This window comes from Shewanella marina JCM 15074 (genome assembly GCF_000614975.1).
GTDB lineage: Bacteria > Pseudomonadota > Gammaproteobacteria > Enterobacterales > Shewanellaceae > Shewanella > Shewanella marina.
This window is the reverse complement of sequence record NZ_BALM01000022.1, coordinates 41,550-68,523: the sequence shown is the minus strand read 5'-3', so window position 1 is coordinate 68,523 and position 26,974 is coordinate 41,550. Positions and strand designations below refer to the sequence as shown.

The window sequence follows — 26,974 nt, the reverse complement described above, 5'->3', positions numbered from 1 at the left end:
TACCCAAAGGGCATAAAAGCGCTCTTTTTATGTTCACTTTTAAAAAAGTGAACAAAACGAAGTAGAGAAGCCACCTGAATAAGGTGGCTTTTTTGCGTTTGGGATATTAAAAATTTTAAGACCTTGCCCATAGTGCTGGTCTTTGTAATAGGTGGCTTATCTACTTAATGTAGGTATTGCATACCTAATTCGATGTCGGTCGCTAAATATTCCAGACCATAGCAACATTCATCACATCCCTGTGGCTTACCCGCGCTAAGCGGATCTATTGCTTTGCGGTATGTCATCATAGTCTTCAACAGAGACGCTATAAAATAATACACAAACTCATGCTATAGAAAATTAAATATTTGATTTAAAACATCATTTCTAATTGGATCTGATTCCATCAATATTTCGTGTCTTGCACCTGCAACCTGATAGAGTGTTGCTGACGAACCTAAAGCTCTATATTGAGCTTTATTGTCGACCACTATATCTTGCGCTGCTTGCAAGATCAGTATTGGGAGTTTGCAAGTGTTGACATACTTTATGGCTTTATCTGCTGCACTAATACTTTCAGTTAGCCAATGGTTGGTTGGGCTACCCAGTTTGAGTTGGGGATTTTGTTCAATAAGTTGTTGGTTATAACTAAATCGAACCTCACTGTGGGTCAGATCATTATTATCGAACGGCACTCGATGGTAGTCTTTGCCGCCTAAAACATAATTAGGTTGTCTGCCGCTTTTATTCGAATCTAAGCATTTAGCTAGCCAATAAATAATATGTTTATTGACGGGTAATTTAATGCCGAACATTGGTGCACAAAAAATTATTTTGTTAAATGTATTGGGTTGCTGCTTAATGTAATGAGCACCAATGGCTGAGCCCATTGAGTGGCAGACTAATGCCATTTTTTTATCTAATGGTTTAACTATCTGCTCTATAAATAAATTTAAGTCATCAACATAATCATTAAACTTGTCGACATAGCCTTGTTGTGGATTGGTGGTCAATCTCTGCGATAGTCCTTGGCCACGATGATCCATTGCATAAATACTGTAGCCTTGTTGAAAGCAATCGTAAAAAAATTGCTGGTATTTAAGGTGAGATTCGACTCTACCACTACTAAAAACGATTAGTTTGTCGCTATTGGGGTGATTGATATAGGCGTAGGATAACTTTATTCCATCTTGAGTGTGCAGATGTGCTTGTTTAATTGAATGAGTAAATTCTTTAAATTCTTCAGAGTCAAGAAACTGTTCTGAACTATAATTTTGGCCGATCTGCATACTTGTCTCTACAGGTTTAAAAATATATTGTGCCTAATCAATAGCGAAGTTACTAGTGCTCGCTATTAACTTTGACTCTGTATTTTTTGTTTAATATATTGATTTATTTGTTGTTCTAGTATTGGAAGTGGCACACTGCCATTAGCTAATATTGCATCGTGAAATTCTCTGATATCAAATTTATCTTGCAGTTGTTGTTCTGCTTTATTGCGTAGTCTCTTAATTGTGAGTTCGCCTATTTTGTAAGAAAGTGCTTGAGCCGGCCATGAAATATAGCGGTCGACTTCTGTTGTTACATTATGCATTGATAATGCTGTATTTTGTGCCATATAGTCGATAGCTTGTTGTCTACTCCAACCTTTTGTGTGCACTCCGGTATCGACAACTAGGCGAATAGCACGCCACATTTCATAGGTTAGACGTCCGAAGTTGCTGTATGGGTTTTGATAAAATCCTGCTTCTATTCCTAAATATTCTGAATACAATCCCCATCCTTCACCAAATGCCGAGATATAGCTATAGCGTCTAAAATTAGGCAGTGATGTTAATTCTTTCGTGAGCGATATTTGCAAATGATGGCCTGGAACCGCTTCATGTAGCGTTAGTGCTTCGAGTACATATAAAGGTCGCTTGTTTAACGCGTAGGTATTGACCCAATAATAGCCCGGTTGACTATCATCATTTGAGCCTGAATATCGACCGGTGGTGTATTTAGGTGCGATTTGTGCTGGAACAGGGCTCACACCATAAGGGGTCCTTGGTAATTTACCAAATAACTTTGGCAGAGCTGCATCTGCTTGCTTTGAAATATAGGCCGCTTGTTTTAATAGTTCATCTGGTGTTTGCGCATAAAATTGAGGCGATGTACGTAAAAACTGTAGAAAATCTGCGAATGTTCCTTCAAATTTCAAATCATTTATAATTTGGTGCATTTCATTTTTTATTCGTTTTACTTCTGCTAAACCTAGTTGATGAATTTCATCCGTTGATAATGCCAACGTGGTGTAGTGCTTCACTCTGTTTTGATAAAACGCTATTCCATTGGGTAGTTCATTAGCTGCGATAGTTGTGCGAGCGTTAGGGATATAGTTATCTCGCATAAAAACGAATAGTTGTTGGTAAGCCGGGTTTATTTGAGTGCTAATGATTTGCTTAGCCTGTTGGCTTAATTTTTGTCGTTGTTGTTGGCTTATATTGTTTGAAAAATGGGTAAACGGTTGATAAAACTCACTTTGTTGGTAAGGCTTTATAAATGCAGCAATTGAGTTGTCTATTCCGATAAGCACAGCTTGAGGTGGTGTGTTTTTCGACTTAAGCCCTTGTTTTAACCAGTATTGTTGTTGTTTGAAATAGCGAGGAATACTGCTTAAGTATGTGAGATAATTTTGATAATCTTGCTCTGATTTAAAAGATTTATCCGCGGCATTGGCTAGGTACGAGTAAAATCCACCTTCAGAGTTTATTGGTTGATAATGTGCGTTGTAACGGTATAAGTCGATACTATTTTTAAGTTGGTAAATTAAGATTTCGTAGTTTATTTTATCTTGATCATTGAGCTGTTTTGTATTTATTTTTTGCAGTTGCTGTAATAGCATTTTTTTCTGTTGATATTCATCTTCTAATGCTACTGGTGACATATTCTTTAATTGATAATTATTTTTTTTCAGTAACTTAGAGGGTGTTGTTCTGGGGTTGTGATGTAGTTTAATTTCCCAGTCTAGTTCGATAATTTTTGCTAATGCGACCTGTTCATCATTGAGTGTTGATTGTGTTTCTGTGAGTTGGCAACCACTAAGTAATATAATTATTAGCATTGTGATGATAGGTAAGCGCACAAAATTATCCTTAATTTATGAGAGGGTATCTTGGTTAAAAATACTCCACTTTTGCCATTATTGACAATTGAATCCGCATTTAAAATTTAAACACTCTTTTTCGTTATGTGTAATCGATTAAAACAGAGTTTTTTATTCGTTAAGCATGATAATATGTCGCGTAACTTCAATTTTATGTCTGGTTTATACTGCTTAAGAGGTTACATATGATAGACAAATCCATTCCCCTTGTTGATTTACATCGTCACCTCGATGGTAATGTTAGAGTGAGTACCATTTGGGAGCTTGGTCAACAACACCATATTCAACTTCCAGGATCTTCTCTTGAACAATTAGCACCTTGGGTTCAAATTCAGGGTAAAGAGACGAGTTTAGTCAACTTTCTTAAGAAATTAGATTGGATGGTCGCGGTCTTGGCTGATTTAGATGCTGTAAAACGTGTGGCATATGAAAATGTTGCTGATGCAGCCATTTCAGGTCTTGATTATGCAGAGCTTAGATTTAGTCCATATTATATGGCGATGAATCATAAACTACCGATTGAAGGTGTGGTTGAAGCCGTTATTGATGGCATTAGAGCTGGGGTACAGCAACATCAAATCAAAATTAATTTAATTGGTATTCTTTCCCGTTCTTTTGGTGTTGAAGCTTGCCAGGCTGAGTTGTCTGGTTTATTAGCATATAAAGATGCACTGGTTGCGGTTGATCTTGCTGGTAATGAACTTGGATTCCCTGGTGAATTGTTTGTTTCTCACTTTAAACAGGTTCGAGATGGAAATTTAAATGTGACGGTACATGCGGGGGAAGCTGCAGGTGCTGCAAGTATGTGGCAGGCAATTAATGATTTAGGTGCAACGCGTATTGGTCACGGTGTTAAGGCGCTTGAAGATCCTAAACTAATGGAATACCTAGCTCAACACCGAATTGGCATTGAGTCTTGCCCAACCAGTAATATACATACATCTACGGTCGATTCCTATTTAGCACATCCGTTAAAAACATTCTTAGATGCTGGAATTTTGGTTGGATTAAATACCGATGATCCCGGCGTGAGTGCAATTGATATTGGACATGAGTATGTCGTTGCCGCGAAGAAAATGGGCTTGTCTGATGGCGAACTTGCTCAGTTGCAGCGTAATGGTGTTGAGATGGCTTTTTTAAGTGACAATGAAAAAAGAGCGCTTTATTTAGCAAAATCTTAAGACTAAAGGGGGATGTTATTCCCCCTTAATTATTTGCTTAACTTGGCAATTGTTGCCGTAATATATTTCTTATTATTGAAGTATTTTTTTATCTGTATCTGCTGCTTTTTAAATTTGCTACTTAAAGTCAGTGATTTTCTAGATGATATTGCGCTGATATCACTTTCAAATTCGCAATTATCTTTAAACGGGAAGGGGGACAAATTCAAAATGATGACATCTTTTTCCCAGCAATGTTGTAAGTCAGTATCAACAGGACGACCAAAAGCAGTACTGGCTGCTAATAACTTTTCAGCACCTTTATATGACACGGCTTGAGCGGCTGTTCCGGGCATAGCTTTGTGGAAAAAGGCTAGCTCGGTACCTTGATAATTACGTTTAAAAACAGGCTTACTTTGGCGATTTCGATAAGGAGCTAGTTTAATATAGTCCCATTCGATATTAATATTACTGAGCTGTTCAATAACTAAGTTGACATCAGAATCAATGACAACATCATCTTCAACAATCACCGCGAAATCGAGTTGTTGGTCTACAATTGCTTGCCATGCAGCACGGTGGCTCAAGTAGCAACCTATTTCACCTTTAGTTAAAGGTCGGAAATATTGCTTTTTATTGTTGTTAACACTGTAATGTTCGATATGTTCAAGATCAGGTAAAAACTTACCATCTACCGCACTAATTTTTTCAATATCATATCGACATGAAACCAACTGTTGCTGGATTGATTGTAGACGTTCTGGTGAACGGTCTAAGTTTATGATGAAAACTTTAGTCTGGGTCATAGTAGGAAGTTTAATCTTTTTGAGTCTATATCTTTGAACTACGAACATTTAGTAATTCAATCGAGTTGTTCAGGCTAAGCCTTTAAAAATCGACCGTATTATCGCTTTAATCTAGGGTAGAAGACAACTTATTTGTCTAATCTTAGGGATTTATAAACGTTATTATAATGTTATATAAATATGTATTATGGATGTTTAAATTACTTATTTATTCAATAAATTATCTTTTCCTTAAATTGTTATCATATTGATTAATTGTATATAAATATTGATGTGAGTTTAATTGAGCTCATAGACTTTCATGACCATTTACCTCACAATGCTGGCTGCTAAATGATGTGGTTTATAACTGCCTTTAGCGCTGTCAGGTCTCAATTGGAGTAGTTATTAACATGGGTAAGCGTATTGCTATTGTTATCGATAGCTTAGTTGGCGGTGGTGCCGAAAAAGTGATGTTAGTTTTGGCTAACACATTACAATCTATGGGGCATGAGCCTCATTTAATTCTACTCAAAAGTGATTGTGATCATTTTGTACCGCAGAGCTTACCGATACATTCATGTTTTGCCGAGCACGAAAAGAACCTTGATAGTTTTTGGAAAGTATCTGCTTCAGCAAAAAAATTAGAAGCTTTTATTCATCAAGTGCAAAGTGAAGTAGGTCAATTCGATCTATTTATTTCAAATTTAGATAAAGCTAACGTGTTAATGGCACGCTCTAAGTTAGAAAATGTATATTTTGTTGTGCATAACTCAATTGAAGAAGAGCTTACTCGTGCTCGAAAGCTCGGCCCTTTTAATTATTGGAATATGTGGAAAGCAAAAACTTGTTTGTCGGGTAAAGATCTAATTACTGTTTCAGATGGTATTGCAAAAGAGATTAAAGAGGTTGGTCGTATACAGCCTGCCTCTGTACAGACGATATATAATCCATTTGATTTAGAGAAGATCAAACAGTTGAGCCTGGTTGAAAATGAGTTAATCCCTGAGCAAGAATATATGATTCATGTGGGTCGTTGTGCAAAGCAAAAGAGACATGACATATTGTTTCAAGCACTCGCTCAGATGACGAATAAGTTACCAATAGTATTACTCTGTAAAAATAAGAAAAAAGCGTTAAAGCTAGCGAAAAAATATGGTGTCGAAGAGCGGATTATTATTCCGGGTTTTCAAGAAAATCCTTACCCATGGGTTAAAAATGCCAAATTAATGGTGCTTAGTTCCGATTACGAAGGATTACCAACTGTACTAATTGAATCATTAGCTGTTGGTACCCCTGTTGTCAGCACTGATTGCCGTCATGGCCCTAATGAGATCTTAACGGGGAAGTTTGCACAATATATGGTGCCTCGAAGAAACCCTACAAAGTTAGCTCAAAAAGTTGATTTTGCTTTAGCGCAGTATCCAGACTGCAGTGATGCCGATATTTTGGAAAAGGTTCAAGCGAAGACTGTTGCGCAGAAGTACGCTGATCTAGCCTAGTTTTTAATTGTATTTTAAGTTGTGTATATGCCTATAGTTAAACGTCAAATTTATATTATTTTAGTGAGTTACTACGCCAGTTATAAACAAAAAGCGATTGAAAGTATCAAGAAATTTAAAGAAGTTTCAGATCTAGATTGCAAGTTATGTGTGGTTTATAACAATCAAAGCGCTCAAGATAAAGTTGTTCATTATCAGTCAATTATAGATGCTGAAATATTAGGTAGTAATAAAGGTTGGGAATTTTCTGCATGGGATGAAGGTAATGCATGGGTTCAAGAAAATTGGCAACCTCAAAGTAATGATATTATTATTTTTGCGAATGATACATTTTGTCATCATCGGTCATTTACTAAAGTAAATGCAGCTTTTATTAATGATGCTATTAAGCATATTAAAGCTGGTCAACTTGTTGGTGATAAAATTTGGTTTGGTGAAGTAGGTCAGATAAATGGAATGGTTTCTGATTCTTTTTTATCATCATACTTATTTCTTGCTCAACAGTCAGATTTAAATCTTCTTATACCCTTTGATAAGGTGAGATCTGATACGGACTTTTATAACGCGCTTACGTTCGATTCAAAGCAGATTAAACTGAAAGATAGTAACCCTTATATTGAAAAACGTTTAACTGATTATATTTTTCCGACCGAAAAAGGAAAAGGTTGGTACAACGCAAATTGTAATAACAGTGAGTTAATTAAATTAAAAGGGATAGCAGCAATAAATGAGTTTTTATTGTCATTTACCGTGGTAGCTAAAGGAGGCTCATTAGCTGAGTTTTATCCTAAACCATGGATGAAGAAAGTGATAAAAATTCAACGTAAGATATTAAAAAGATTACCTAAAAGTAGATAGATAACAAAAAGCCCCATCAAATGATGGGGCTTTTTTGATTAAATCACTCGTGAGAACTGCTGTTGACGTGCTTTTTCTCTAAAGTAAACATCGAAACACATACAGATATTACGGATAAGTAACTGACCTGTCGGGTTGATGGTAATTTTACGATCGTTAATTTCAACTAAACCATCATCAATAAAGGTTTGTAATAACTTTAAATCATCAACGAAGTAGTCTTCGAAATTGATATCTAACTCGGCATCAATTTTTGCCATATCTAAGTTGAAATGGCAGATAAGTTGTTTGATAACGACACGGCGAATTTCATCATCACGGTTTAGTGCACAACCTTTCCATAATGCATGACCATGGTCATCAATCGCTTCATAATATGGGCGGATATCTTTTTGGTTTTGTGCGTAACAGTCACCAATTTGGCTAATTGATGAAACACCTAGACCTAATAAATCACACTCTTCTTGGGTGGTATAACCTTGGAAGTTACGGTGTAAGTGACCAGAGCGTTGTAACTTAGCGAGTTCATCATCAGGCTTAGCAAAGTGATCCATACCAATATACTGGTAGCCAGCGTCTGTCAGCGTCTTAATTGTTTGATACAACATATCAAGTTTTTGCTGTGGTCTTGGTAGATCTTCATCTTTAATTTTACGTTGCGCGGCAAAACGTGCTGGTAAATGTGCGTAATTAAATACAGACAAACGGTCAGGTGAGAGTTCAATAATACGCGCAATGGTTTCTGCAAACGTTTCTGGTGTTTGATGCGGCAAACCATAGATAAGGTCAACGTTAGTTGAAACAAATCCCATCTCTTTGGCTTTTGCCATAAGATCAAAGATAAATTGTTCATCTTGTTCACGGTTAACAGCAACTTGAACTTTTTTATTAAAGTCTTGCACACCAATAGAGATTCGATTGAAACCAGCTTCTTTTAGCGTATCAAGCATTGAAAGTTCAATCTCTCGAGGATCTACTTCAATCGAAAACTCGCCTTGCTCTGCAAAGTTAAAGTGTTGCTTTAATAACGTTGAGAGTTTTAAAATTTGCTCAGGGCTTAAGAATGTTGGTGTACCACCGCCCCAATGCATTTGCGTGACAGTGTAATTTTGAAATAGTGGTGCGCGTTTAATGATCTCTTTGGTCAGATACTCAATGTATTGATCTGCTTTATGCTGATGGCGGGTAATAATTTTATTACAGCCACAGTAGTAACAAAGTTTGGCGCAAAACGGTACATGAATATATAGCGATAATTTATCACTTTTGCTGTGCTCAATTGCACTTAGCAAATCTTGCTCAGTAAAAGAGTCGTTAAATTCGAGTGCCGTTGGATATGAGGTATAACGGGGACCGCTGTAGTTGTACTTTTCGATCATCGATTGATCCCAACTCATTTGTGTCGCTTGCTCCAAGGCGTGTCCTCCAAGTGTAAATTAGCTATACGTTAAGTATGCGTATTTATTTGCCAAATTAAATTGATCTAGATTGTAAAATTCAATGATGAATTATTAGGCCAATATCTATTAATTTTCACTAAATGTCTGTTAGTTTAACCACAGTTTCGAGCAAACTCGGTTAAAACAATAAAAAAACAGTCTACTCTCATTTTATTAAGAGGCAAAATAGACTGTAACGATTAGCTTTATCTGCTGCGGTTATTATTGATTTAGTGAAATTGTTGCTTACTGAATTGAGTTAACAGCTTAGCTTCTTGTAATATTTCAGACTCTAATGTCGTTTCAGAACGCATCCGCTCTAAATCCAAACGCATTCTTTGTTGTTTGGCTAATTGGTTACGCTTATCTTTGATTGGATGGTGCTCAATAACGCTAAAGTGTTGCAATAGTTTAGGGTAGGTCTCTATCAGCGCATCTGATAATGATAATAGCTGTAACAGTTTGCCTATGCGCATCACGCCCTCAGAAAGCTCACAGCGCTCATCTAGCATGGCTTGAGCGATATAACGAATGTCAGCCTCTAATTCTAGGGCTTTCTTCTCTGCTGCTTGTTTGGCGTGCTGGCGTTGTATCAACTGAAGTTGATGTTGTTGTCGAACCCTAATGATTAAAATCGTCGCGTAACTCGCTAACGCGACGATAATGAGTAAACCAATGATAATATAAATAGTCGGCACGCTCTCTCCTTGAACTGCGCTTAATTAATCTATTATTGGTAGTCTTTCAGTAGATCAATACCCGATTCAAACTTATCGAATAGTTCATCATCACTGCGACTACGCTTTGGCATATCTTCTTCTACTTGGGCATCATTGATACCAAGCTTATCCATTAATTGCTCAATTTTAGTTAACTGTGCATCAAGCCACTTTTGGTCATCGTTATTTAAATCACGGCCTTCTTCTAGTAAATCGAGTAGATTATTAAGGCGTGGATCTTCCTCTAACTTGAGCAGCTTCTGTTCGTCAGATAGTTTTGGTTGCTTAACCTTTTTAACTTCAGCAACTTCTTTATTGATCGTGAGTTGAACAGGCTTTTTACTGCCATGGCGTGGATCTTTAGCAGCAGTGGTTTGTCCTAGCTGTTGCTGGATCAGGCTTTCATTGTGGCGACTTCCACTTTTGTTACCTGTTTTCTGTTTTTTAGCCGCAAGTTGACGCTCTTGTTTCTTTTGGCGTGGCGCAAGCTTTGGCGCATTTTGGTCGACTTTACGTGTTTTTCTTGAACGAGACATAGTTTTACTCAAAAATTAATAATAATTAGCCGCTTTAATTCATATAACCATGCTGTGAAGGATTGGAATGCTGAGCGTGCACTAAATAAGACCGCGCTTTATATCAAATTATGACGCTTTTTGCATCAAAATGAGATCTTTTTCTGCAAAAATTAACTGCATTTGCCCTAAATTAGCTAAATATTGAAAGCAAGCCAGATTATAGAAGCTGACATGGGTTAGATTATTCTTATTATGCCATTTAGCAAATGCATTTAAATCATGCAGCAGATGGTTATTAATGATTAACAGGCCATTAGGTTTTAATAACTTGGTCAGCAGCTGCCATTGAATAGAAGGTTGCTTAAAGTGATCAAAGACGCGATAGCAACAGATAAAATCATACTGTTGCTGTAATACATGGCGTTCGTACTGTTGAGATGGATCGTATTGAACGAGCTCAATTTCGCCTAAAATTAGTTTTGAGAGCGCTTTTCCTACTAAGTGCCTACCAAAATTTAATCCTGTCACTGTACTGTTATTTGTCGGTAGTTGATTTATGACGGTTTGGATAAAATTAGCGAGCTGCAGTTGTTTATTTTTAGTTTGATTATCTTGATAGCGCTCGATTTCATTTTGTTTGGGTAAGTGGCTTTTGCCATCTGCAAATACTAATTGGCAATCAGGGCATTGGTAAAAATGACGTTTTTTATCGTGATAAAAATAGTGAGCGTTGTTGTGATGACAAAGAGGACAAATGCGCATTAATTACCTGAATGATATTGACTACCTATCTTACTTATAAGATTGATCTATTTTGCGCTTTAAAACAATAGAGATTACGGTAAAACAAGATAAAAAAAGGCGACAGTAAAACTGTCGCCTTATTATTCAGTACCATTCCAAGCACTTAATCCTGACTCAAGTATCCATACTTGCTATGAGGCCTTCCCAGCCTATTTCCTATTGTTATTATTTGTTTCCATACGATTTATTATCGTTTACGGTCATCCTGACGCTTTATTTTATCCTGTACCATCCTGGCAACAGCTTCCCTAGACGGTCATCATGACTCATCAAATTTCCTATCGTCTTCAATGACGAAATAAACAATCCATGTTTATTCTTGATTTAACAACTAATATACAATTAATAATTATCCATTAGTGGTTAAAAGTTAATAAGAGACCATGCTAAGCACATATATCCTTAAGCTCTCTTATTTAGAAAAACATTTTAGCTTGAATAAAAATATTATCAGTCACAGCCAAAACAAAGTTATATAATTGTTATTATTAAAGGTCTTTATTCTTATATCTTAAATGCACCTAAAGAACACTATAAGCTATTGATATTATTATGTACTTATAGTTGGGTTCAGCTCTTTACGGGGTCTATTAGACCTAAATGACATGCTAATGTCAATGATAAATAGATAAAAAGTTTAATAATTGTTAATTCCAGTAAAAAAGGAGCCGAAGCTCCTTTATATAAACACGACTAAATTTTCTATTTATTGTTTTAAATTAGCGATATAGCTTGATAGTGCTTGAATATCTGTTGGAGTTAACTTTTTAGCAACATCCTGCATCATGCCATTTAGATCGTTAGCTCTGCTGCTATTATGAAACTTTTCTAATTGGATTTTGATATAATCAGCATGCTGACCGCCAATTTTAGGGAAACCTGCTAATTCTGCACCATTACCATTAGGGCCATGGCAGGCGATGCAAGCGGTAATGCCCCGAGAGGGATCTCCGCCTTGATATAATTGCTTACCCAATGCAGGTACATCTTTTATATCTGCTTGAGTTTGTTGTTGTGATGCAAAAAATGCAGAAACATCTTTAATATCTTGATCACTTAGTGGGAGTGACATGCCGGCCATGATAGGATCCATTCGACCCTGTTTTCCGGCGGTTTGTGCGGAATGTTTAAAATCATGTAACTGTTTTTCTAAATAAGCGGCATGTTGGCCTGCTAATTTAGGGTACATACTGATAACACTATTACCGTCAGCTCCGTGACATGCCGCGCAAGTTACTGCTTTAGTCTTACCCGCTTCAGCATTTCCTTCAGCAAGAGCTGGGGTTGAGGTGACTGCGATGATTGACAGCGCTATTGCTAACTTTTTCATGGCGTTCCATCTTCTTGTTAAGATTATTATTCCGTATTCACTATATAATTAAGTGAACATGATCATATTGATATTTTGTGATCCGGGTAATATTTTACACGAAAATGCGTAAAAGTAAGTAATTGATTAACATTTGCGCATTAAATTTAAAACTTTTGGAGTTTATAGTGACAGAATCACGAATCGATTTTCGTAAAGCACACTTTTTGATTAGTGCACCTGATATCGCTCACTTAGATCAGCACTTACCCGGTGACGTTGGGATTGAAATTGCATTTGCAGGTCGATCTAATGCGGGTAAGTCGAGCGCATTAAACGCACTAACTGAGCAAAAAAGCTTAGCTCGTACCAGTAAAACCCCTGGTCGAACTCAATTAATCAACGTGTTTGCTTTAGATGAACACCGCCGTTTAGTTGACTTGCCTGGTTATGGTTTTGCGCAAGTTCCTATTGTGATGAAGAAAAAATGGCAAAATGCATTAGGTGAATATTTACAGCGTCGTGAGTGTTTATCTGGTGTGGTGGTATTGATGGACATTCGTCATCCGCTAAAAGATCTTGATATGCAGATGATTGAGTGGGCAGTTGCGAGTGAGATTCCAGTGTTAGCGTTACTGACTAAAGCTGATAAATTAGCTCAAAGCGCTAGAATGAAAAGCGTGAATATGGTTCGTAAAGAACTGGCTGATTTTGGTGATTGGGTAATGGTTGAACCCTTTTCATCATTGAAAGGTACTGGTAAGAGTAAAGTGCTTGGTATTTTAAATGCTTGGTGTAACCCTGATTGGCTAATAGAGCAACAAGCTTCTGAAAATGAATAAAAAAATAGCCGATGATATAAAGTCATCGGCTTAAAATTAGCTCTTTTGGGGAGAAGCTAAATTCAACAAGACTCAAGTTCCACTTGTTCAAGTGGTTCTCAATGATGACAGCATATCTTGATTTTTTAAGAAATTAAAGTAAATACTCTAAATTTTATTTGGGCATAAAAAAAGCCCCAGCAAAAAAGTTGCTGGGGCGCCATAATTTGGCAGATCACTATAAGTGAAATAAAGGTCTGAAAGATAGAACATCTTAACCTCTGTACCCTACGCCGAGAATATTACGCTATTTGTCATAATATGAAAAACTGTTTTTTACAAAAAACCAAGCTAATGTGATGCATGTCACATTAACAAGTGCTGTTATTGGTCATTAATTAACAAATATTTATGTTTATTACGATAAAAATAGGCTTGTAAATAGAAATAAGCCTATTTTTACGTAATTAATTTACCAAATTAAAATTTAAACCAATAAAAAGTGTGATCTTGGTTGTTTAATGTTTTGCTGGTTAGTGAGCTTGCTCCCAGTTTTCTCCGGTACCAGCTTCAGCAAGTAGTGTGACATCAAGCGTAGCTGCTTGGGCCATGAGATCACATACCCATGTCTTTATTTCATCAGCTTGCTCTGCATTGACTTCAAAAACCAATTCATCGTGAACTTGCATGATCATTTTTACATCGTACTGTGGATTTGATTTGATCCATGCTTGTACGTTGATCATTGCTTTCTTAATAATATCTGCTGCAGTCCCCTGCATTGGTGCATTAATTGCTGCTCTTTCAGCTGCTTGTCGGCGCATCGCATTTCGAGCTTTAATTTCTGGTAAATATAAACGACGACCAAATAGCGTTGATACGTAACCTTGTTCAGCGGCTTGTGCTCGGGTTTGCTCCATATAATTTAGTACGCCAGGGTAGCGAGCAAAATAGGTATCAATGTACGTTTGTGCTTCGTTACGTGGGATATCTAATTGTTTCGCTAAACCAAATGCCGACATACCGTAAATTAAACCAAAGTTTACTGCTTTTGCTCGGCGACGTTGTTCATTGGTCACTTCTTCAAAATCAACGCCAAAAACTTCAGCGGCGGTTGCCCTATGAATATCTTTGCCTTCAGCAAAAGCCGTTAGTAGGCCTTTGTCTTGTGATAAATGGGCCATGATCCGTAATTCAATTTGAGAGTAATCTGCCGCGAGAATCACTTTTCCTTCTGGGGCGATAAAGCATGTCGAATACGACGGCCTTCTTCTGTACGAATTGGAATATTCTGCAAGTTGGGTTCGCTAGATGATAAACGTCCTGTTGCAGCATTAGCTTGGTGATAACTGGTGTGTACTCGTCCTGTAACAGGGTTAACCATTAATGGTAGCTTATCAGTATAAGTGCTCTTTAATTTACTTAAACTACGATGCTCTAAGATGATTTTTGGTAATGCATAATCCAGTGCGAGTTCAACTAATACCTCTTCGGCTGTTGATGGTGCTCCTTTTGGGGTTTTCTTTAAAATTGGATACTTTAATTGTTCAAAGAAAATCTGTTGTAACTGTTTTGGTGAACTGAGGTTGAACTCTTGCTCTGCAATGTCGAAAGCTTTCTTTTCTAGAACATCAATTTTACGCGCTAACTCTTCACTTTGTTGGCTCAATAACATTGAATCAATCAGTACACCACCACGTTCAATTTCTGACAAAATATTGATTAAAGGTAGCTCAATATCGGTAAACACTGATGCTAAATCAGGTGTTTTTGATAGGTGAGGCCACAGGTGTTGATGCAGCCTTAACGTAATATCTGCATCTTCTGCCGCATAATGAGCTGCTGTTTCTAGTGGGATCTGATTGAAGGTAAGTTGTTTTGCTCCTTTGCCTGCAATCTCTTCAAAGCTGACGCATTTATGTCCTAAATACTTAAGCGCTAATGAATCCATATCATGGCGGGTTGCAACAGAGTTAAAGACATATGACTCGAGCATAGTATCAAAAGCGATACCGCGTAATTGAATGCCGGCATTGGCAAAAATACTGATGTCATACTTTAAGTTTTGGCCGACTTTTTTGATTGACTCACTTTCTAAGATTGGCTTGAGTTGATCAAACACAAGATCTAATGGTAATTGTGTTGGAGCATCAAGATAATCGTGAGTTAATGGTAAGTAAGCGGCCTCACCAGCTGCGACAGCAAAAGAGATACCCACTAACTTGGCCTTCATATAATCGAGGCTCGTGGTTTCGGTATCGATAGCGATTAGCGGCGCTTGAGCTAGTTTCTCAACCCAAGAAGTTAACTGAGCTTGGGTTAGAATTGTTTCATAATGAGTTTCAATGTTTTGTGCAACGATTTCCTCTTCTGTTTCATCCGTCGCTGTTATGTTTGCTGGTTGGTTATTACCATCCAATACTTCAGCTAACCAACGTTTAAATTCCATTTCGCCGTAGCACTGAATTAATTCATCAGTTTTCGCGGGCTTAATGGCAAAGTCTTGCCAAGTTTGTTCAACTTCTACATCCGTTTTGATGGTGGCAAGATCATATGATAGTTGCAACATTTCAGCATTATCAGTGATTTTCTTTGCCATGGTCTTTGAGCCACGGAAACTCAGCTCTAGCATTTTTTCTGGGGCGCTAAGAATGCTTTCTACACCACCGGCACCAATCAGCATTGCTAGTGCAGTTTTTTCACCTACACCGGGTAAACCTGGGATGTTATCAGCCTTATCGCCCATTAATGCCAGTAAATCAATAATTAATTCAGGGCCAACACCGAATTTAGTTTTTACTTCTTCAGGGCCTAAAACCGTATCTGTCATGGTATTGATAAGAGTGACGTTCTCATCAACTAATTGAGCCATATCTTTGTCACCAGTACTGATAAGCGTTGCTCGACCATCAAGGCTGGCTTGGCGTGCAATGGTGCCAATTACATCATCAGCTTCTACACCAGAAATTGAAATTAATGGTAAACCTAAGGCTTGAATTATTTTGTGTAAAGGCGCAATTTGGGTACGCAAATCATCAGGCATAGGTGGACGATTTGCTTTGTAGTCACTGTACATCTCGTTACGAAATGTTTTGCCTTTTGCGTCAAAGATTACCGCCATGTGTGATGGTGAATATTGTCTAATTAAGCTGCGTAGCATATTAACTACACCATAAACGGCACCGGTGGCTTCACCTTTTGAGTTGGTTAAATGTGGTGGTGCATAGTAGGCACGGTATAGGTATGACGAACCATCTACTAAAATGAGTGGGTTTTCAGCAATTTTAGGCATAATTTGATATCGAACGAGTTATTTATCTATGGCTATAAGGATGCCACAGAGTCGTAAAATCGGCTATGTAAAATAACCTTTATCCCTGTGGATAACTCTGTGGGTCAAAAAATTTGAAAGCAGAATAATTACAGTCCATTAAAAAAATGGGTTGCTGTAAGTTTTTGAATAAATAGTGATTTTATTTTTTATGTGATCTTGATCAGTTTTTATTTAGTAAAGTAGGATTTGTGGATTTTTATTTTATTGATTAAAAAATAATAAATACAAACCTAACTATCAACTCAAGCTTTTTTATCAGAGTTGATAACCTAGCATGTTTTTTGTACAGATCAAGTGTTTTGTTATTTTTTTATTGAATTTTATTTGCAAAAATGGAGCTTATAAATGAAACGTATTGCCGTATTGCTTAGTGGTTGTGGTGTGTTTGATGGTAGCGAGATTAATGAGGCGGTATTAAGTTTGTTGGCGATTGCTAGCAAGGAGCGAGTTACCAATGTTTTGCGCCTAATATTGAGCAATTACACGTTGTTAATCACTTAACTGGGGAAGTTGAATCAAATCAAGTTCGTAATGTGCTTGTTGAATCTGCACGTATTGCCCGTGGTGAGATTCTAGATACGGAGCAGTTAAATATTGAATTATTTGATGGTTTGATTATTCCAGGTGGTTTTGGCGCTGCTAAAAATTTATGTGATTTTGCGGTTAAAGGCGCACAGTGCCAAGTTAACCCTATTGTTGATAAGTTTGTGCAGCAATTTATTGCAGCGGGCAAACCTATTGGTTTTATCTGTATTGCGCCGGTGATGATCCCTCATTTTGTGAAAGGAGCAACAGGAACTATTGGGCAAGATGCTGATACTGCCGCTGCTTTTGAGCAGATGGGCGGCATTCATCAAGCCGTTAATGTTGATGAAATTGTAGTTGATGAGCAGCACAAAATTATCAGTACACCAGCATATATGTTGGCGCAATCTATTGTAGAGGCGAATCAAGGGATCCAAAAGTTAGTCGCAAAAGTGATTGAGTTAGCTTAAAGCCGCAGGATCACCAAAGAGGGTCAATGACCCTCTTTGGTGATGTTTAGTTGGATTTTTTATAACGTTGACTATCGATAAAGCCTTGTAGTAAACCAATGACTAAGCCACCGATATGAGCGCCATTAGCGACTGAAAAGCCAAAAATATCGGTAAAACCTAAGACTAAACAAAGCAGCATAAACCCCATAAAGGCGGGGGGTAAATCAATGCCTTTTTCTGGGACTCGTTGACTAATCACATAACAGTAGCCAATTAATGCGTAGACTACGCCAGATAAACCACCAAAATCTGGTCCCGCGACAAAATACTGAATAATGTTAGGGAGCGTACCGGCCACAACCAGCAAAATGATAAGCGGGGTCTTACCTAACTTATTCTCAATCTTGCCACCTAGATACCACCACCATAATAAGTTGAAGATTAAATGTAGGGCAGAGAAGTGTAATAAGCTGGGGGTAAAGACTCGCCATACTTGATTGATATTGCTATCTGGGGTTGCACCAAAAAATGATAAGTAATTAAATACGGTTTGTGCAAAGCCTAAATTAAGTGCTGCAAATATGGCGCAACAAACAGCAAAAATGGTCAGGGTGACAGGGCCTGCACCGGTCATAAATTGACTAAAAAGTTGTAACCCAGGAGCGCCATAATCAAATTTAGTGTGACTATCGCCATGCTGCATGATGCTTGCAAGTATTTATCTTGATAGGGATTTTCTACAAATTTTTGAAACTCAACTTGAGCCTGTTCTAGTTGGCTATGATCTGATATGTAGAGGGTAACGCCATTTTCATCTGGTTGTAGTCGACACTCAATATCGAGCCCTTGTAGGTAATCCACTAATGCTTGTGCCGCGCGGGGATTATCTATGGTTCCTATGGCTATCATAGGTGTGCCTCATGCCATGCTTGAAAGCCACCATCAAGGCTATAAACATCATCAAAACCTTGTTCATGTAGATAATTAGCGGCACCTTGACTGCTAATACCGTGATAGCAAACGACAACAATAGGCGCATCTAAATCTGCATCGGCAATATAATGAGCGATGTTCTCGTTAGATAGGTTAGTAGATTTTTCAATATGTTGCGTGTTGAAACTTGCATTATCGCGGATGTCGACAATTTGTAATTCAGGATGTTGAGTTATTAGATGTTTTAGTTGCATGACATCTAGATGTTGGAAACTAGACATACTTACCTCGCAATTAGATGAGCTATCGCTGAGGTGTAATAGTGCAATATGAGGCTGCATATGTACAGCCTCAAACCGTCGATTAATTTAATCCCAATTTAAGATGACTTTACCAGAAGCACCTGAGCGCATCTGTTCAAATCCTTGTTGGAAATCATCAATAGGGTAGTGGTGGGTGATAATTGGCGTGATATCTAATCCTGATTGGATCAGACTGGCCATTTTATACCAAGTTTCGAACATCTCACGGCCATAAATACCTTTGATGGTTAGGCCTTTAAAGATAACTTGGCTCCAATCAATGGCCATATTATCACCTGGAATACCTAACATGGCGATTTTGCCACCATGGTTCATGGTATCAAGCATAGTATGGAAAGCACTTGGAACGCCTGACATCTCTAAACCGACATCAAACCCTTCAGTCATTCCAAGTTCATGCATCACATCTTTAATGGACTGCTTGCTGACATCAACGGCACGAGTTGCTCCCATTTTTTCAGCAAGTTCAAGACGATAAGGATTTACATCGGTAATCACCACGTGTCTAGCACCAACGTGACGACACACCGCCGCAGCCATAATACCAATAGGGCCAGCACCTGTAATTAATACATCTTCACCCACTAGATCGAATGATAATGCGGTGTGGACAGCATTGCCAAAAGGATCGAAGATTGCGGCTAAGTCATCACTAATATCGTGTGGAATTTTAAAGGCGTTAAATGCTGGAATAACTAAATATTCAGCAAAGCATCCTTCACGGTTGACGCCAACGCCGATGGTATTACGACATAAGTGAGTGCGGCCACCACGGCAATTACGGCAATGACCACAGGTAATATGCCCCTCGCCAGAGACTCGGTCACCAATATTAAAGCCACGAACTTCTTGCCCCATATCGATAACTTCGCCCACATATTCATGGCCGACAACCATAGGCACGGGAATGGTTTTTTGTGACCATTCATCCCAGTTGTAAATATGAATATCGGTACCACAAATAGCCGTTTTACGGATTTTAATCAGCAAGTCGTTATGGCCCATCACTGGCTTTTCAACTTGGGTCATCCAGATACCAATTTCTGGCTTTAATTTACTTAATGCTTTCATGGTTAGATTATTCCCATCTCTTTAGCGATACGGTAAATGCCTCAATAGCATGATCTAATTGAGCTTGTGTATGGGCTGCTGACATTTGAGTGCGGATCCGAGCTTGTCCTTTAGGAACAACGGGGAATGAGAAGCCAATGACATAGATTTGTTCTTTAAGTAACTGATTGGCAAAATCACCAGCAATTTTTGCATCGCCAATCATCACTGGGATAATGGCATGATCGGCACCACCTAAGGTGAAACCTGCTTGGGTCATTTTCTCACGGAAATACTGACTATTATATTTCAGTGTTTGACGTAGCTGTTGCCCCTCTTTAAGCATCTCTAATACCGTAATTGAAGCGGTCACAATTGATGGTGCTAGTGAATTAGAAAACAGATATGGGCGTGAGCGTTGGCGTAACCAATCAATCACTTCTTTTTTAGCTGAGGTAAAACCACCCGATGCGCCACCAAGTGCCTTGCCTAAGGTACCCGTAATAATATCGACCCTATCCATTACGTCACAATATTCATGGGTTCCGCGGCCTTGTTCGCCAACAAAACCTACAGCATGAGAGTCATCAACCATCACTAAGGCGCCATATTTATCGGCAAGGTCACAAACACCTTTGAGGTTAGCGATTACACCATCCATAGAGAACACACCATCGGTCGCGATTAGGATATGACGGGCATCAGCAGCTTTTGCTGCAATAAGTTGTTGCTCTAAGTCTGCCATATCATTATTGGCATAACGGTAACGTTTCGCTTTACATAAACGTACGCCATCGATGATTGAGGCGTGATTTAGCGCATCAGAAATAATGGCATCTTCGGCGCCAAGTAGGGTTTCGAATAGCCCTGCATTGGCATCAAAACATGAAGAGTAAAGAATGGTATCTTCCATTCCTAAAAATTCGCTTAAACTGGCTTCTAATTGCTTATGAATGTCTTGAGTTCCGCAAATAAAGCGAACTGATGCCATACCAAAACCATGTTGCTCTAAGCCTTGTTGGGCGGCTTTTATTAAGGTTGGGTGGTTGGCTAAGCCTAAATAGTTATTGGCACAAAAGTTAATGACTTGCTGTTGATTAACTTCGATTTGGGGCTGCTGAGGAGATTCGATAATACGTTCAGACTTATACAGTCCTTCGTTTTTTACATCCTCAAGTTGTTGATTGATTTGGGTATAGAAAGACGTTGATGCCACCTTGTTGCTCCTTAAGGAAATCTAATTGTAGGCTGGTGGCATTCTAGCGCTTATCTGATGGCACAGCATCATTTTTGTGCAGGTTACTGACTGGATAGGCTACGGTAATGTTGCTCTAGGCGCGCAATGGCAGGAAGTGCGGCGTCGGTTGCATATCCTTTAAAGATCATCAGTACCCGTAACAGTCCCTCATAGAGTGTTGCTTTATTGATGGTGCTGATGCTGGATTGGGTCAGTTTGTAACTGATCCAAAAGCTCACAATCATTTTGACGGTGTCGGCTAATTCTTCAATGCGATTGGCTTCAATAGCGAGAAAACCATCTTGTTTGAGTTGCTGTAGTACATGGCTAGATTGTGACAGCACTTGCTGTTGCGCCATTAGATAACGTTGTTTTAATTGCTCATCTCGAGCCAATATATCGGCAAGATTGGCGTACATAAATCTAAACTGCCAGAGTGTATAAAACATAGCGTCGAAATAGCCCATTAATAACTCAACATCAACAGGTTGTTTCTCATAGGGCACAAAACCTTGCTTTAGGTGTTGTTCGTATTGCAAAAAAATGGAACTGATAATGTCTTCTTTATTACGGAAATGGTAATAAAGATTGCCAGGGCTGATACTAAGGTGCGCTGCAATATGGTTGGTGGTGACATTACGCTCACCTTGCTCATTAAACAAAGCAAGGCTGGCCGCGATTATTTTATCACGGGTTTTTAATGGCTTAGATGTCGCTTTTGAGGTTGGCATATGGCGTCTTAATTGCTCGTGGCATTATGGTAGTTCTATCGATTATGTTAGCATTGGCACAATTGACCACGCAAAAATAATCTTAATTAAATGAATCGCTCACTATATTCGTTACTACTTTATTTTATTTCACCGCTATTACTGCTGTATCTAGGCTTTCGGGCGATCAAGAGCGCTGATTATCGTGGTCGTTGGAGTGAACGTTTTGGTTTCGCTAAGTTGCAACCAAGTGATGTAGTGATTCATTCGGTCTCTATGGGCGAAACGCTGGCCGCTATTCCATTAATTAAGTTAATTATGCAGCAGCATCCTGAGCTGCAGATCACCGTGACAACCACAAGTCCAACAGGCTCTGCACAAGTAAGAAAAGCCTTTGGGGACACAGTTCAACATTGCTATTTACCCTTTGATTTGCCCTATTCCATTAAGCGTTTTTTAGCGCAAATCCAACCACAGTCTTTGATTATAATGGAGACAGAACTGTGGCCTAATTTATTGCACTACGCAGCTAAGCGTGGTTGTCGCTGTATGTTAGCTAATGGCCGTTTATCGGCTAAGTCTGCGGCGCAATATCATAAGCGCCTAAAGTTGGTTCAACCTATGCTCGCTTGTTTAGATTATTTGGCTTTGCAGACAGAAGCAGAAGCTCAACGTTTTATTGAGTTAGGTGTGAATGCAAACAAAATTAGTGTCTGTGGTAGTTTAAAGTTTGATTTGAATATTGCCGACACTGTGATTGAACAAGCCCAGCAGTTAAGGTCAGGTTGGCAACGCAATGATGCGCCAATTTGGGTGGCTGGTAGTGTTCATCCTGGCGAATTTCAGGTCATCATAGATGCTCATAAACAATTACTTGAGCGACATCCTAATGCTTTGTTGGTGGTGGTACCACGTCATCCCGAGCAATTTGATGCCGCCGCGCAATTGCTAGCAACCAATAAACTAAAGTCTGTGAGACGCAGTAGTAAACAAGCGCTGATGCCTGATACACAAGTGTTATTAGGTGACTCGATGGGCGAGTTATTATTGTTCTATGCGGCTGCAGATTACGCGTTAGTTGGCGGCAGTTTAATTGTTCATGGGGGCCATAACCCATTAGAACCTGCTGCGTTAGCTAAGCCAGTATTGATGGGGCCTAATTATCGTGATTTTTTACAAATTACGGAAATGCTGCAAACTGCGGGTGGCTTAACTGTGGTTGATGATGCAGAGGCTATTGCTAAGCAGTTAATTGGTTATATTGAACAACCTGAAATGAGTGAGCAGGTGGGGCAAGCGGCTTTGAACGTGGTGGCGCAAAACCGCGGTGCACTACAGCAACAATTTGCCGTGGTGGAGCAATTATTTCATATAACCAAGCATTAATTGTTGCCAATCTGAGTCTGAGAAATTCAAACTCGATAGTTTGTTTTTCTCTTTATTAAATGAACGTAATAAACGGTCGATATTCGCTTGTTGCCATTGTTTATTCGGTTGGCGCAGTTCACCTCTATCGAAGTCGATAAGATAAAAGTCTTGCTGATCAAATAAAATGTTCTTGGCGTTTAAATCGGCATGATAAACCCCACGCTGGTGGAATTTTGCCAATGTTTGGCCTAATTGCTGCCATTGTGATGCCGTTAATGTTTGTTTAGCTAAAATGGCAACCAGATCTGCTGCGTTATCAATTCGCTCAATTAGAATGTCGGCTCGATAACTTATACCACGACGTTGCACATGTGCTGCGATGGGTTTAGGTACTGGAAATTGCTCTTGATAAAGTTGTTCGAGCAATGCGAGCTCCGCGACGGCGCGGGTATGATTAATACCGCTAAAAAGATAACTATCATGGCAAACTTTAGCGATTAAACCACCACGATAATAGTGTCTTAGTACCCAATGCTGTTGATGGCTGGCAATAAACCATGTGGTATAACGGCCACAAGATTGACCTTCTATTGCATCTTGTTGTTGCCAGAAGTCTGCCGAAAACCACTGTGGAGTAATGCCATCAGGACAAGCGGAGCAAGTGGCAATGTAACCTTGAGGTATTTTCTTTAGTTGCATAGTGAGGTCATTTATTGGGGTTATTGTGGGTTCCGTGCTCATTCTACCTCAAGATTTAATGCTTTTATATTAAAGCGAAGCTAATCCTTTTGTTTCACGATGTGTTTGGTCGTAGAATCAGAGTTCATATTCAATTAACATTCGTGACTGACGAATAAGAGAAGATTTTTCATCATGGCTTTAGATTTAACCTCGATGCAATCCTTATGTGTTTTACGCCTTTCTGCTATTGGTGATGTATGTCATGCGGTAGCGATGGTACAAGCGATTGCGCGCCAATACCCGCACCTTAAAATTACCTGGGTGATTGGTAAGGTTGAATATCAGCTGGTGAAACACATTGATAATATAGAATTTGTGATTTTTGATAAATCACAGGGCTGGCGCAGTTATCAGCAATTACGTCAGCAATTTAAAGGGCGTAAATTTGATGTGTTATTACATATGCAAGTTGCCTTAAGAGCGACAATCGCTTCACTCATGATCCCTGCAAAAATCCGTATTGGTTTTGACCGTGCTCGAGCGAAAGAGGGGCAATGGTTAGTGACTAATCAACAGGTCGAGCCTCTAGCGACGCCGCATGTGTTAGAAGGATTTATGGGATTTGCTAAAGCGGTAGGAGTGACAGATTTAACGCCACATTGGCATATTCCTGTTCCAGAAGCGGATACTCAATTTGCCGAAGTGCAGATTACTAAACATCAGAAAACGTTAATTATTTGCGCTGCGGCGAGTAAAGCGGAACGTAATTGGTTGCCTCAGCGTTATGCTGCGATAGCTGATTATGCAATAGCTAAAGGCTATAAGGTGTTATTGTGTGGCGGCCCTAGTGCATTGGAGCGTCAATTAGCTACAGATATTCAATCCTGCAGTGATAATCAGATAGATGACCTAGTTGGCAAAACAACGCTAACGCAACTATTAGCATTATTAAAGCGTGCTAGTATGGTGCTTGCTCCAGATACTGGGCCAGCTCATATGGCAGTGACTCAGGGAACGCCTGTCATTGGTCTATATGCACATTCAAATCCTGGCCGTACTGGACCTTATACCTCATTAGATCATGTCGTAAGCGTTTATCCGCAAATGATTAAGTTACAACATCAAGCTGATGTAGCATGGGGTACCAGAGCAAAAGGTGCGGATTTGATGAGTTATATTGAAGTAAGTGAGGTTGAGCAGATGTTCGATAAGCTTGCTGCAACAATTAACTAAATTATTAACTGTTTTGTAGTAGGTTTATGGACATGCCTTTTCTAGCGCCTAAATTTTTATTTGTTCCCGTATCTTCGAGCGAAGGTATCGGTGAGTATATGCGCTCACTTATTTTGGCCGATGCCGTGCAAGCACGCTGGCCAATGGCACAAATCCGTTTTATTTTAAATCGCCATTCTCCTTCCGCGAATCAATGCCCCTACGCGACCGATTTATTAGCACAATCTCCAACTAAAGAGGTTAATGCGGTAAAACAGATCATGGATAGCTATACGCCTGATGTGGTGATATTTGATGCATCTGGACGTCAATCACAACTACAACATGCACATCGTTTGGGGGCGAAAGTTATCTTTTTAAGCCAGCATAAGCGTAAGCGTAGTCGTGGTATGCGTTTAAGCCGAGCCCGCGTTACCGATCATCATTGGGTCGTACAACCTGAGTATGTATTAGGCGATATTAGTGCATTTGAGCGTTTTAAATTGAAGTTGATAGGCAAAGCAGAACCGAGCTTTATTGGACCCATTTACCATCAACCTTATGCTGAATTGCAGATGAGTGTCCTTGAGCAACATCAATTAACAGCTCAGCAATATATTGTGATTAATGCGGGATCAGGGGGTCATTATAGCGATGATAAACTGATAGCTGATGAGTTTGCTGAAGCGGCAGCGTTAATTACCAAGCAGCAACAAATGCCTTGTGTCATGGTTTTCGGTCCTAATTATCCCAATCAACTTCCTCAAATTGAGGGGGTGATTTGTGTGGCACAAATGAATCACAATGAGTTTATTAATTTGCTCTCGTTAGCTAAGGTCGCCTTACTCAGTGGGGGTGATACTATGTTGCAAGCGATAGCGATGAAAGTGCCGACAGTCGCGGTTGCGGTATCAAAAGATCAACCCAGCCGAATTGATATTTGCGTGCAGCAAGGACTAGTGCAGTCGGCCGTTGCCGATGCGGGTCATATGGCTTCGACTATCAAGGATATGTTACAACAAGAGTCGTTATCACAACTGCAGTCGCATTTAGCACTGCAGCCTGACGAATCAGGTCTGCAGATTGTAATGCATCAGTTTGAGCAAATTGTGGCTGAATTAGCCCACTAAGTTTAATGATGCGGTTTAGCTATCTTAAATTTTAAGTAGCTGAATGGAAATTTAATGGCTCGGCGCCAACCGACCGTTAAAAAGTTATGTAAGGATTTTGCGTCAATACTTGGATCGCAATATTGTTTATATAATTTTAACCAATCATAGTGACTCATTTCATTGGGACGTTTTGCTTTAGGTATAAAACGCTCAATCAAGCCTAAGCCGATTTGTTCTGGCTCTAACACCACAAAGTTAGATGCCATAAAACGATCCCAGTAAATCAATGACTCTGCAGTTTTATCATGTCTATGATTGACCGTTGGCGCATTTTTATCCAGTAAGGCTAACCAATGTCGACAATAACATTGCTCTGCATGGGTTGCTGTTACAGGCGCACCATCGTATTGTTTTTGGCCAGCTTTGGCTGGGTCGAAAACGCGATCTGCAAATAGCGGTAAGTCCCAAATTTTAAGTAAATCTTCTGTACGGCCAAAATAGAAAAAGTCACTTGGATGCAGAATAACTCGCTGACCTTCTGCATAACGCCTGAAATAACTAGTATTGACGACAACTCTTTCTTGAAAAACACTATCTTGTTTTAAGCGGTGCGGGTATGCCTGTTGAGCGGTAATAAAACCATTACCAGTCAGAAAGTTATCCGAACGTATTTTGACTGCATAGGGGGTGGTGACCTCGCGTAATCCTGCCGCTGTTGACACAATTTGGCGATTGAAATTAAGCGACCGGGAGTCCCATCTTCAGCGTATGACACTATATTGGCACCGGGATCTTGATTGAGCAGTAAAGTATCAACTTGCAATGCGCTACAATCCTGTCCTTGCCAAGTCGATAAGATAATCTTAGCACCCGGTACAAATTGACGAATTGAGGCAATGCATTTTGCTGTTACGCCTAAAGGTTGATCTCGTCCAGGTAGTGCTTGTACTGGGCCTTGGATAACAAAAGTGATATCAGAATTTGCAATCATGTTA

General features: G+C 39.1%; 20 protein-coding genes and 5 pseudogenes. 8 read left to right on the top strand and 17 right to left on the bottom strand.

The features are described 5' to 3' along the window. Positions 1-164: 164 nt before the first annotated feature. The 3 genes from JCM15074_RS25280 to JCM15074_RS15170 all read right to left on the bottom strand — a co-directional run bounded on the left by JCM15074_RS25280 (position 165) and on the right by JCM15074_RS15170 (position 3,085). Positions 165-290: a hypothetical protein gene (locus JCM15074_RS25280; RefSeq protein ID WP_267880188.1), complete on the bottom strand. Its 126-nt coding sequence runs from the start codon at positions 288-290 to the stop codon at positions 165-167. 42 nt (positions 291-332) lie between these two features. Then, on the bottom strand, positions 333-1,271 hold the full coding sequence (locus tag JCM15074_RS15175; RefSeq protein ID WP_025822114.1) for an alpha/beta fold hydrolase: 939 nt from the start codon (positions 1,269-1,271) through the stop codon (positions 333-335). A 65-nt stretch (positions 1,272-1,336) separates the two neighbouring features. Further along, a complete protein-coding gene (locus JCM15074_RS15170; protein ID WP_037469803.1) occupies positions 1,337-3,085 on the bottom strand; it encodes a DUF885 domain-containing protein in 1,749 nt (582 codons plus the stop codon). 227 nt (positions 3,086-3,312) lie between these two features. On the opposite strand from JCM15074_RS15170, the gene add reads away from it, so the two are divergent. Next, positions 3,313-4,308, top strand: coding sequence for an adenosine deaminase (gene add, locus JCM15074_RS15165; RefSeq protein WP_025822110.1), 996 nt, complete (start codon positions 3,313-3,315; stop codon positions 4,306-4,308). Between the two features lie 29 nt (positions 4,309-4,337). Here the strand turns inward: add and JCM15074_RS15160 are convergent, their stop codons facing one another. Next, positions 4,338-5,093, bottom strand: coding sequence for a glycosyltransferase family 25 protein (locus JCM15074_RS15160; protein ID WP_025822108.1), 756 nt, complete (start codon positions 5,091-5,093; stop codon positions 4,338-4,340). 392 nt (positions 5,094-5,485) lie between these two features. On the opposite strand from JCM15074_RS15160, the gene JCM15074_RS15155 reads away from it, so the two are divergent. After that, positions 5,486-6,574: a glycosyltransferase gene (locus tag JCM15074_RS15155; protein WP_037469793.1), complete on the top strand. Its 1,089-nt coding sequence runs from the start codon at positions 5,486-5,488 to the stop codon at positions 6,572-6,574. 27 nt (positions 6,575-6,601) lie between these two features. Next, positions 6,602-7,432 carry a hypothetical protein gene (locus tag JCM15074_RS15150; protein WP_025822104.1) on the top strand — a complete coding sequence of 277 codons (831 nt, stop codon included), beginning with the start codon at positions 6,602-6,604 and terminating at the stop codon, positions 7,430-7,432. Positions 7,433-7,470: 38 nt separating this feature from the next. Here the strand turns inward: JCM15074_RS15150 and hemN are convergent, their stop codons facing one another. From hemN to JCM15074_RS15125, 5 genes are all read right to left on the bottom strand, one after another. Beyond that, entirely contained in the window at positions 7,471-8,829 is a 1,359-nt protein-coding gene (gene hemN, locus JCM15074_RS15145; protein ID WP_084267034.1) for an oxygen-independent coproporphyrinogen III oxidase, read from the bottom strand. Positions 8,830-9,101: 272 nt separating this feature from the next. Further along, complete coding sequence (locus JCM15074_RS15140; RefSeq protein ID WP_025822100.1) at positions 9,102-9,569, bottom strand: DUF2489 domain-containing protein; 468 nt, start codon at positions 9,567-9,569, stop codon at positions 9,102-9,104. A 32-nt stretch (positions 9,570-9,601) separates the two neighbouring features. Then, the gene (gene yihI, locus JCM15074_RS15135; protein WP_025822098.1) at positions 9,602-10,126 is read right to left on the bottom strand and encodes a Der GTPase-activating protein YihI; all 525 of its coding nucleotides are present in this window, start codon (positions 10,124-10,126) and stop codon (positions 9,602-9,604) included. 108 nt (positions 10,127-10,234) lie between these two features. Further along, positions 10,235-10,870, bottom strand: a complete 636-nt coding sequence (locus JCM15074_RS15130) for a methyltransferase domain-containing protein (RefSeq protein WP_025822096.1) — start codon at positions 10,868-10,870, stop codon at positions 10,235-10,237. Between the two features lie 748 nt (positions 10,871-11,618). Beyond that, positions 11,619-12,242, bottom strand: coding sequence for a c-type cytochrome (locus JCM15074_RS15125; RefSeq protein WP_025822094.1), 624 nt, complete (start codon positions 12,240-12,242; stop codon positions 11,619-11,621). 167 nt (positions 12,243-12,409) lie between these two features. Between JCM15074_RS15125 and yihA the strand changes: the two genes are divergently transcribed. Further along, positions 12,410-13,063 (top strand): ribosome biogenesis GTP-binding protein YihA/YsxC, encoded by a 654-nt coding sequence (gene yihA / locus JCM15074_RS15120; RefSeq protein ID WP_025822091.1) that lies wholly within the window; start codon positions 12,410-12,412, stop codon positions 13,061-13,063. A 512-nt stretch (positions 13,064-13,575) separates the two neighbouring features. Here yihA and polA read toward each other — a convergent pair. Continuing rightward, a pseudogene (gene polA / locus JCM15074_RS22470) lies at positions 13,576-16,334 on the bottom strand (DNA polymerase I). 387 nt (positions 16,335-16,721) lie between these two features. On the opposite strand from polA, the pseudogene elbB reads away from it, so the two are divergent. Further along, positions 16,722-17,371 (top strand): annotated as a pseudogene (gene elbB, locus JCM15074_RS22465) (isoprenoid biosynthesis glyoxalase ElbB). A gap of 46 nt (positions 17,372-17,417) precedes the next feature. Here elbB and glpG read toward each other — a convergent pair. The 5 genes and pseudogenes from glpG to JCM15074_RS22450 form a co-directional block, all read right to left on the bottom strand. After that, positions 17,418-18,262, bottom strand: a pseudogene (glpG, locus tag JCM15074_RS22460) (rhomboid family intramembrane serine protease GlpG). Then, positions 18,259-18,567: a thiosulfate sulfurtransferase GlpE gene (gene glpE, locus JCM15074_RS15100; RefSeq protein ID WP_025822089.1), complete on the bottom strand. Its 309-nt coding sequence runs from the start codon at positions 18,565-18,567 to the stop codon at positions 18,259-18,261. Before glpE ends, glpG begins: the two are co-directional and overlap by 4 nt. 87 nt (positions 18,568-18,654) lie before the next feature. Then, on the bottom strand, positions 18,655-19,680 hold the full coding sequence (gene tdh / locus JCM15074_RS15095; protein ID WP_025822087.1) for an L-threonine 3-dehydrogenase: 1,026 nt from the start codon (positions 19,678-19,680) through the stop codon (positions 18,655-18,657). A 2-nt stretch (positions 19,681-19,682) separates the two neighbouring features. Next, a pseudogene (locus JCM15074_RS22455) lies at positions 19,683-20,875 on the bottom strand (glycine C-acetyltransferase). A gap of 83 nt (positions 20,876-20,958) precedes the next feature. Next, positions 20,959-21,627, bottom strand: a complete 669-nt coding sequence (locus JCM15074_RS22450) for a TetR/AcrR family transcriptional regulator (RefSeq protein ID WP_037469791.1) — start codon at positions 21,625-21,627, stop codon at positions 20,959-20,961. 90 nt (positions 21,628-21,717) lie between these two features. Here JCM15074_RS22450 and waaA point away from each other — a divergent pair, with 90 nt between their 5' ends. After that, complete coding sequence (gene waaA / locus JCM15074_RS15080; protein WP_025822085.1) at positions 21,718-22,992, top strand: lipid IV(A) 3-deoxy-D-manno-octulosonic acid transferase; 1,275 nt, start codon at positions 21,718-21,720, stop codon at positions 22,990-22,992. Here the strand turns inward: waaA and JCM15074_RS15075 are convergent. Next, positions 22,969-23,673, bottom strand: a complete 705-nt coding sequence (locus tag JCM15074_RS15075; protein ID WP_025822083.1) for a 3-deoxy-D-manno-octulosonic acid kinase — start codon at positions 23,671-23,673, stop codon at positions 22,969-22,971. The genes waaA and JCM15074_RS15075 overlap by 24 nt on opposite strands. A 174-nt stretch (positions 23,674-23,847) precedes the next feature. Here JCM15074_RS15075 and JCM15074_RS15070 point away from each other — a divergent pair, with 174 nt between their 5' ends. Together JCM15074_RS15070 and JCM15074_RS15065 are read left to right on the top strand one after the other, a co-directional pair. Beyond that, positions 23,848-24,888, top strand: coding sequence for a glycosyltransferase family 9 protein (locus JCM15074_RS15070; protein ID WP_025822081.1), 1,041 nt, complete (start codon positions 23,848-23,850; stop codon positions 24,886-24,888). Between the two features lie 32 nt (positions 24,889-24,920). After that, complete coding sequence (locus JCM15074_RS15065) at positions 24,921-25,997, top strand: glycosyltransferase family 9 protein (RefSeq protein ID WP_148300809.1); 1,077 nt, start codon at positions 24,921-24,923, stop codon at positions 25,995-25,997. Positions 25,998-25,999: 2 nt separating this feature from the next. Here JCM15074_RS15065 and JCM15074_RS22445 read toward each other — a convergent pair. Next, positions 26,000-26,970: pseudogene (locus JCM15074_RS22445) on the bottom strand (WavE lipopolysaccharide synthesis family protein). Between the last annotated feature and the right edge of the window lie 4 nt (positions 26,971-26,974).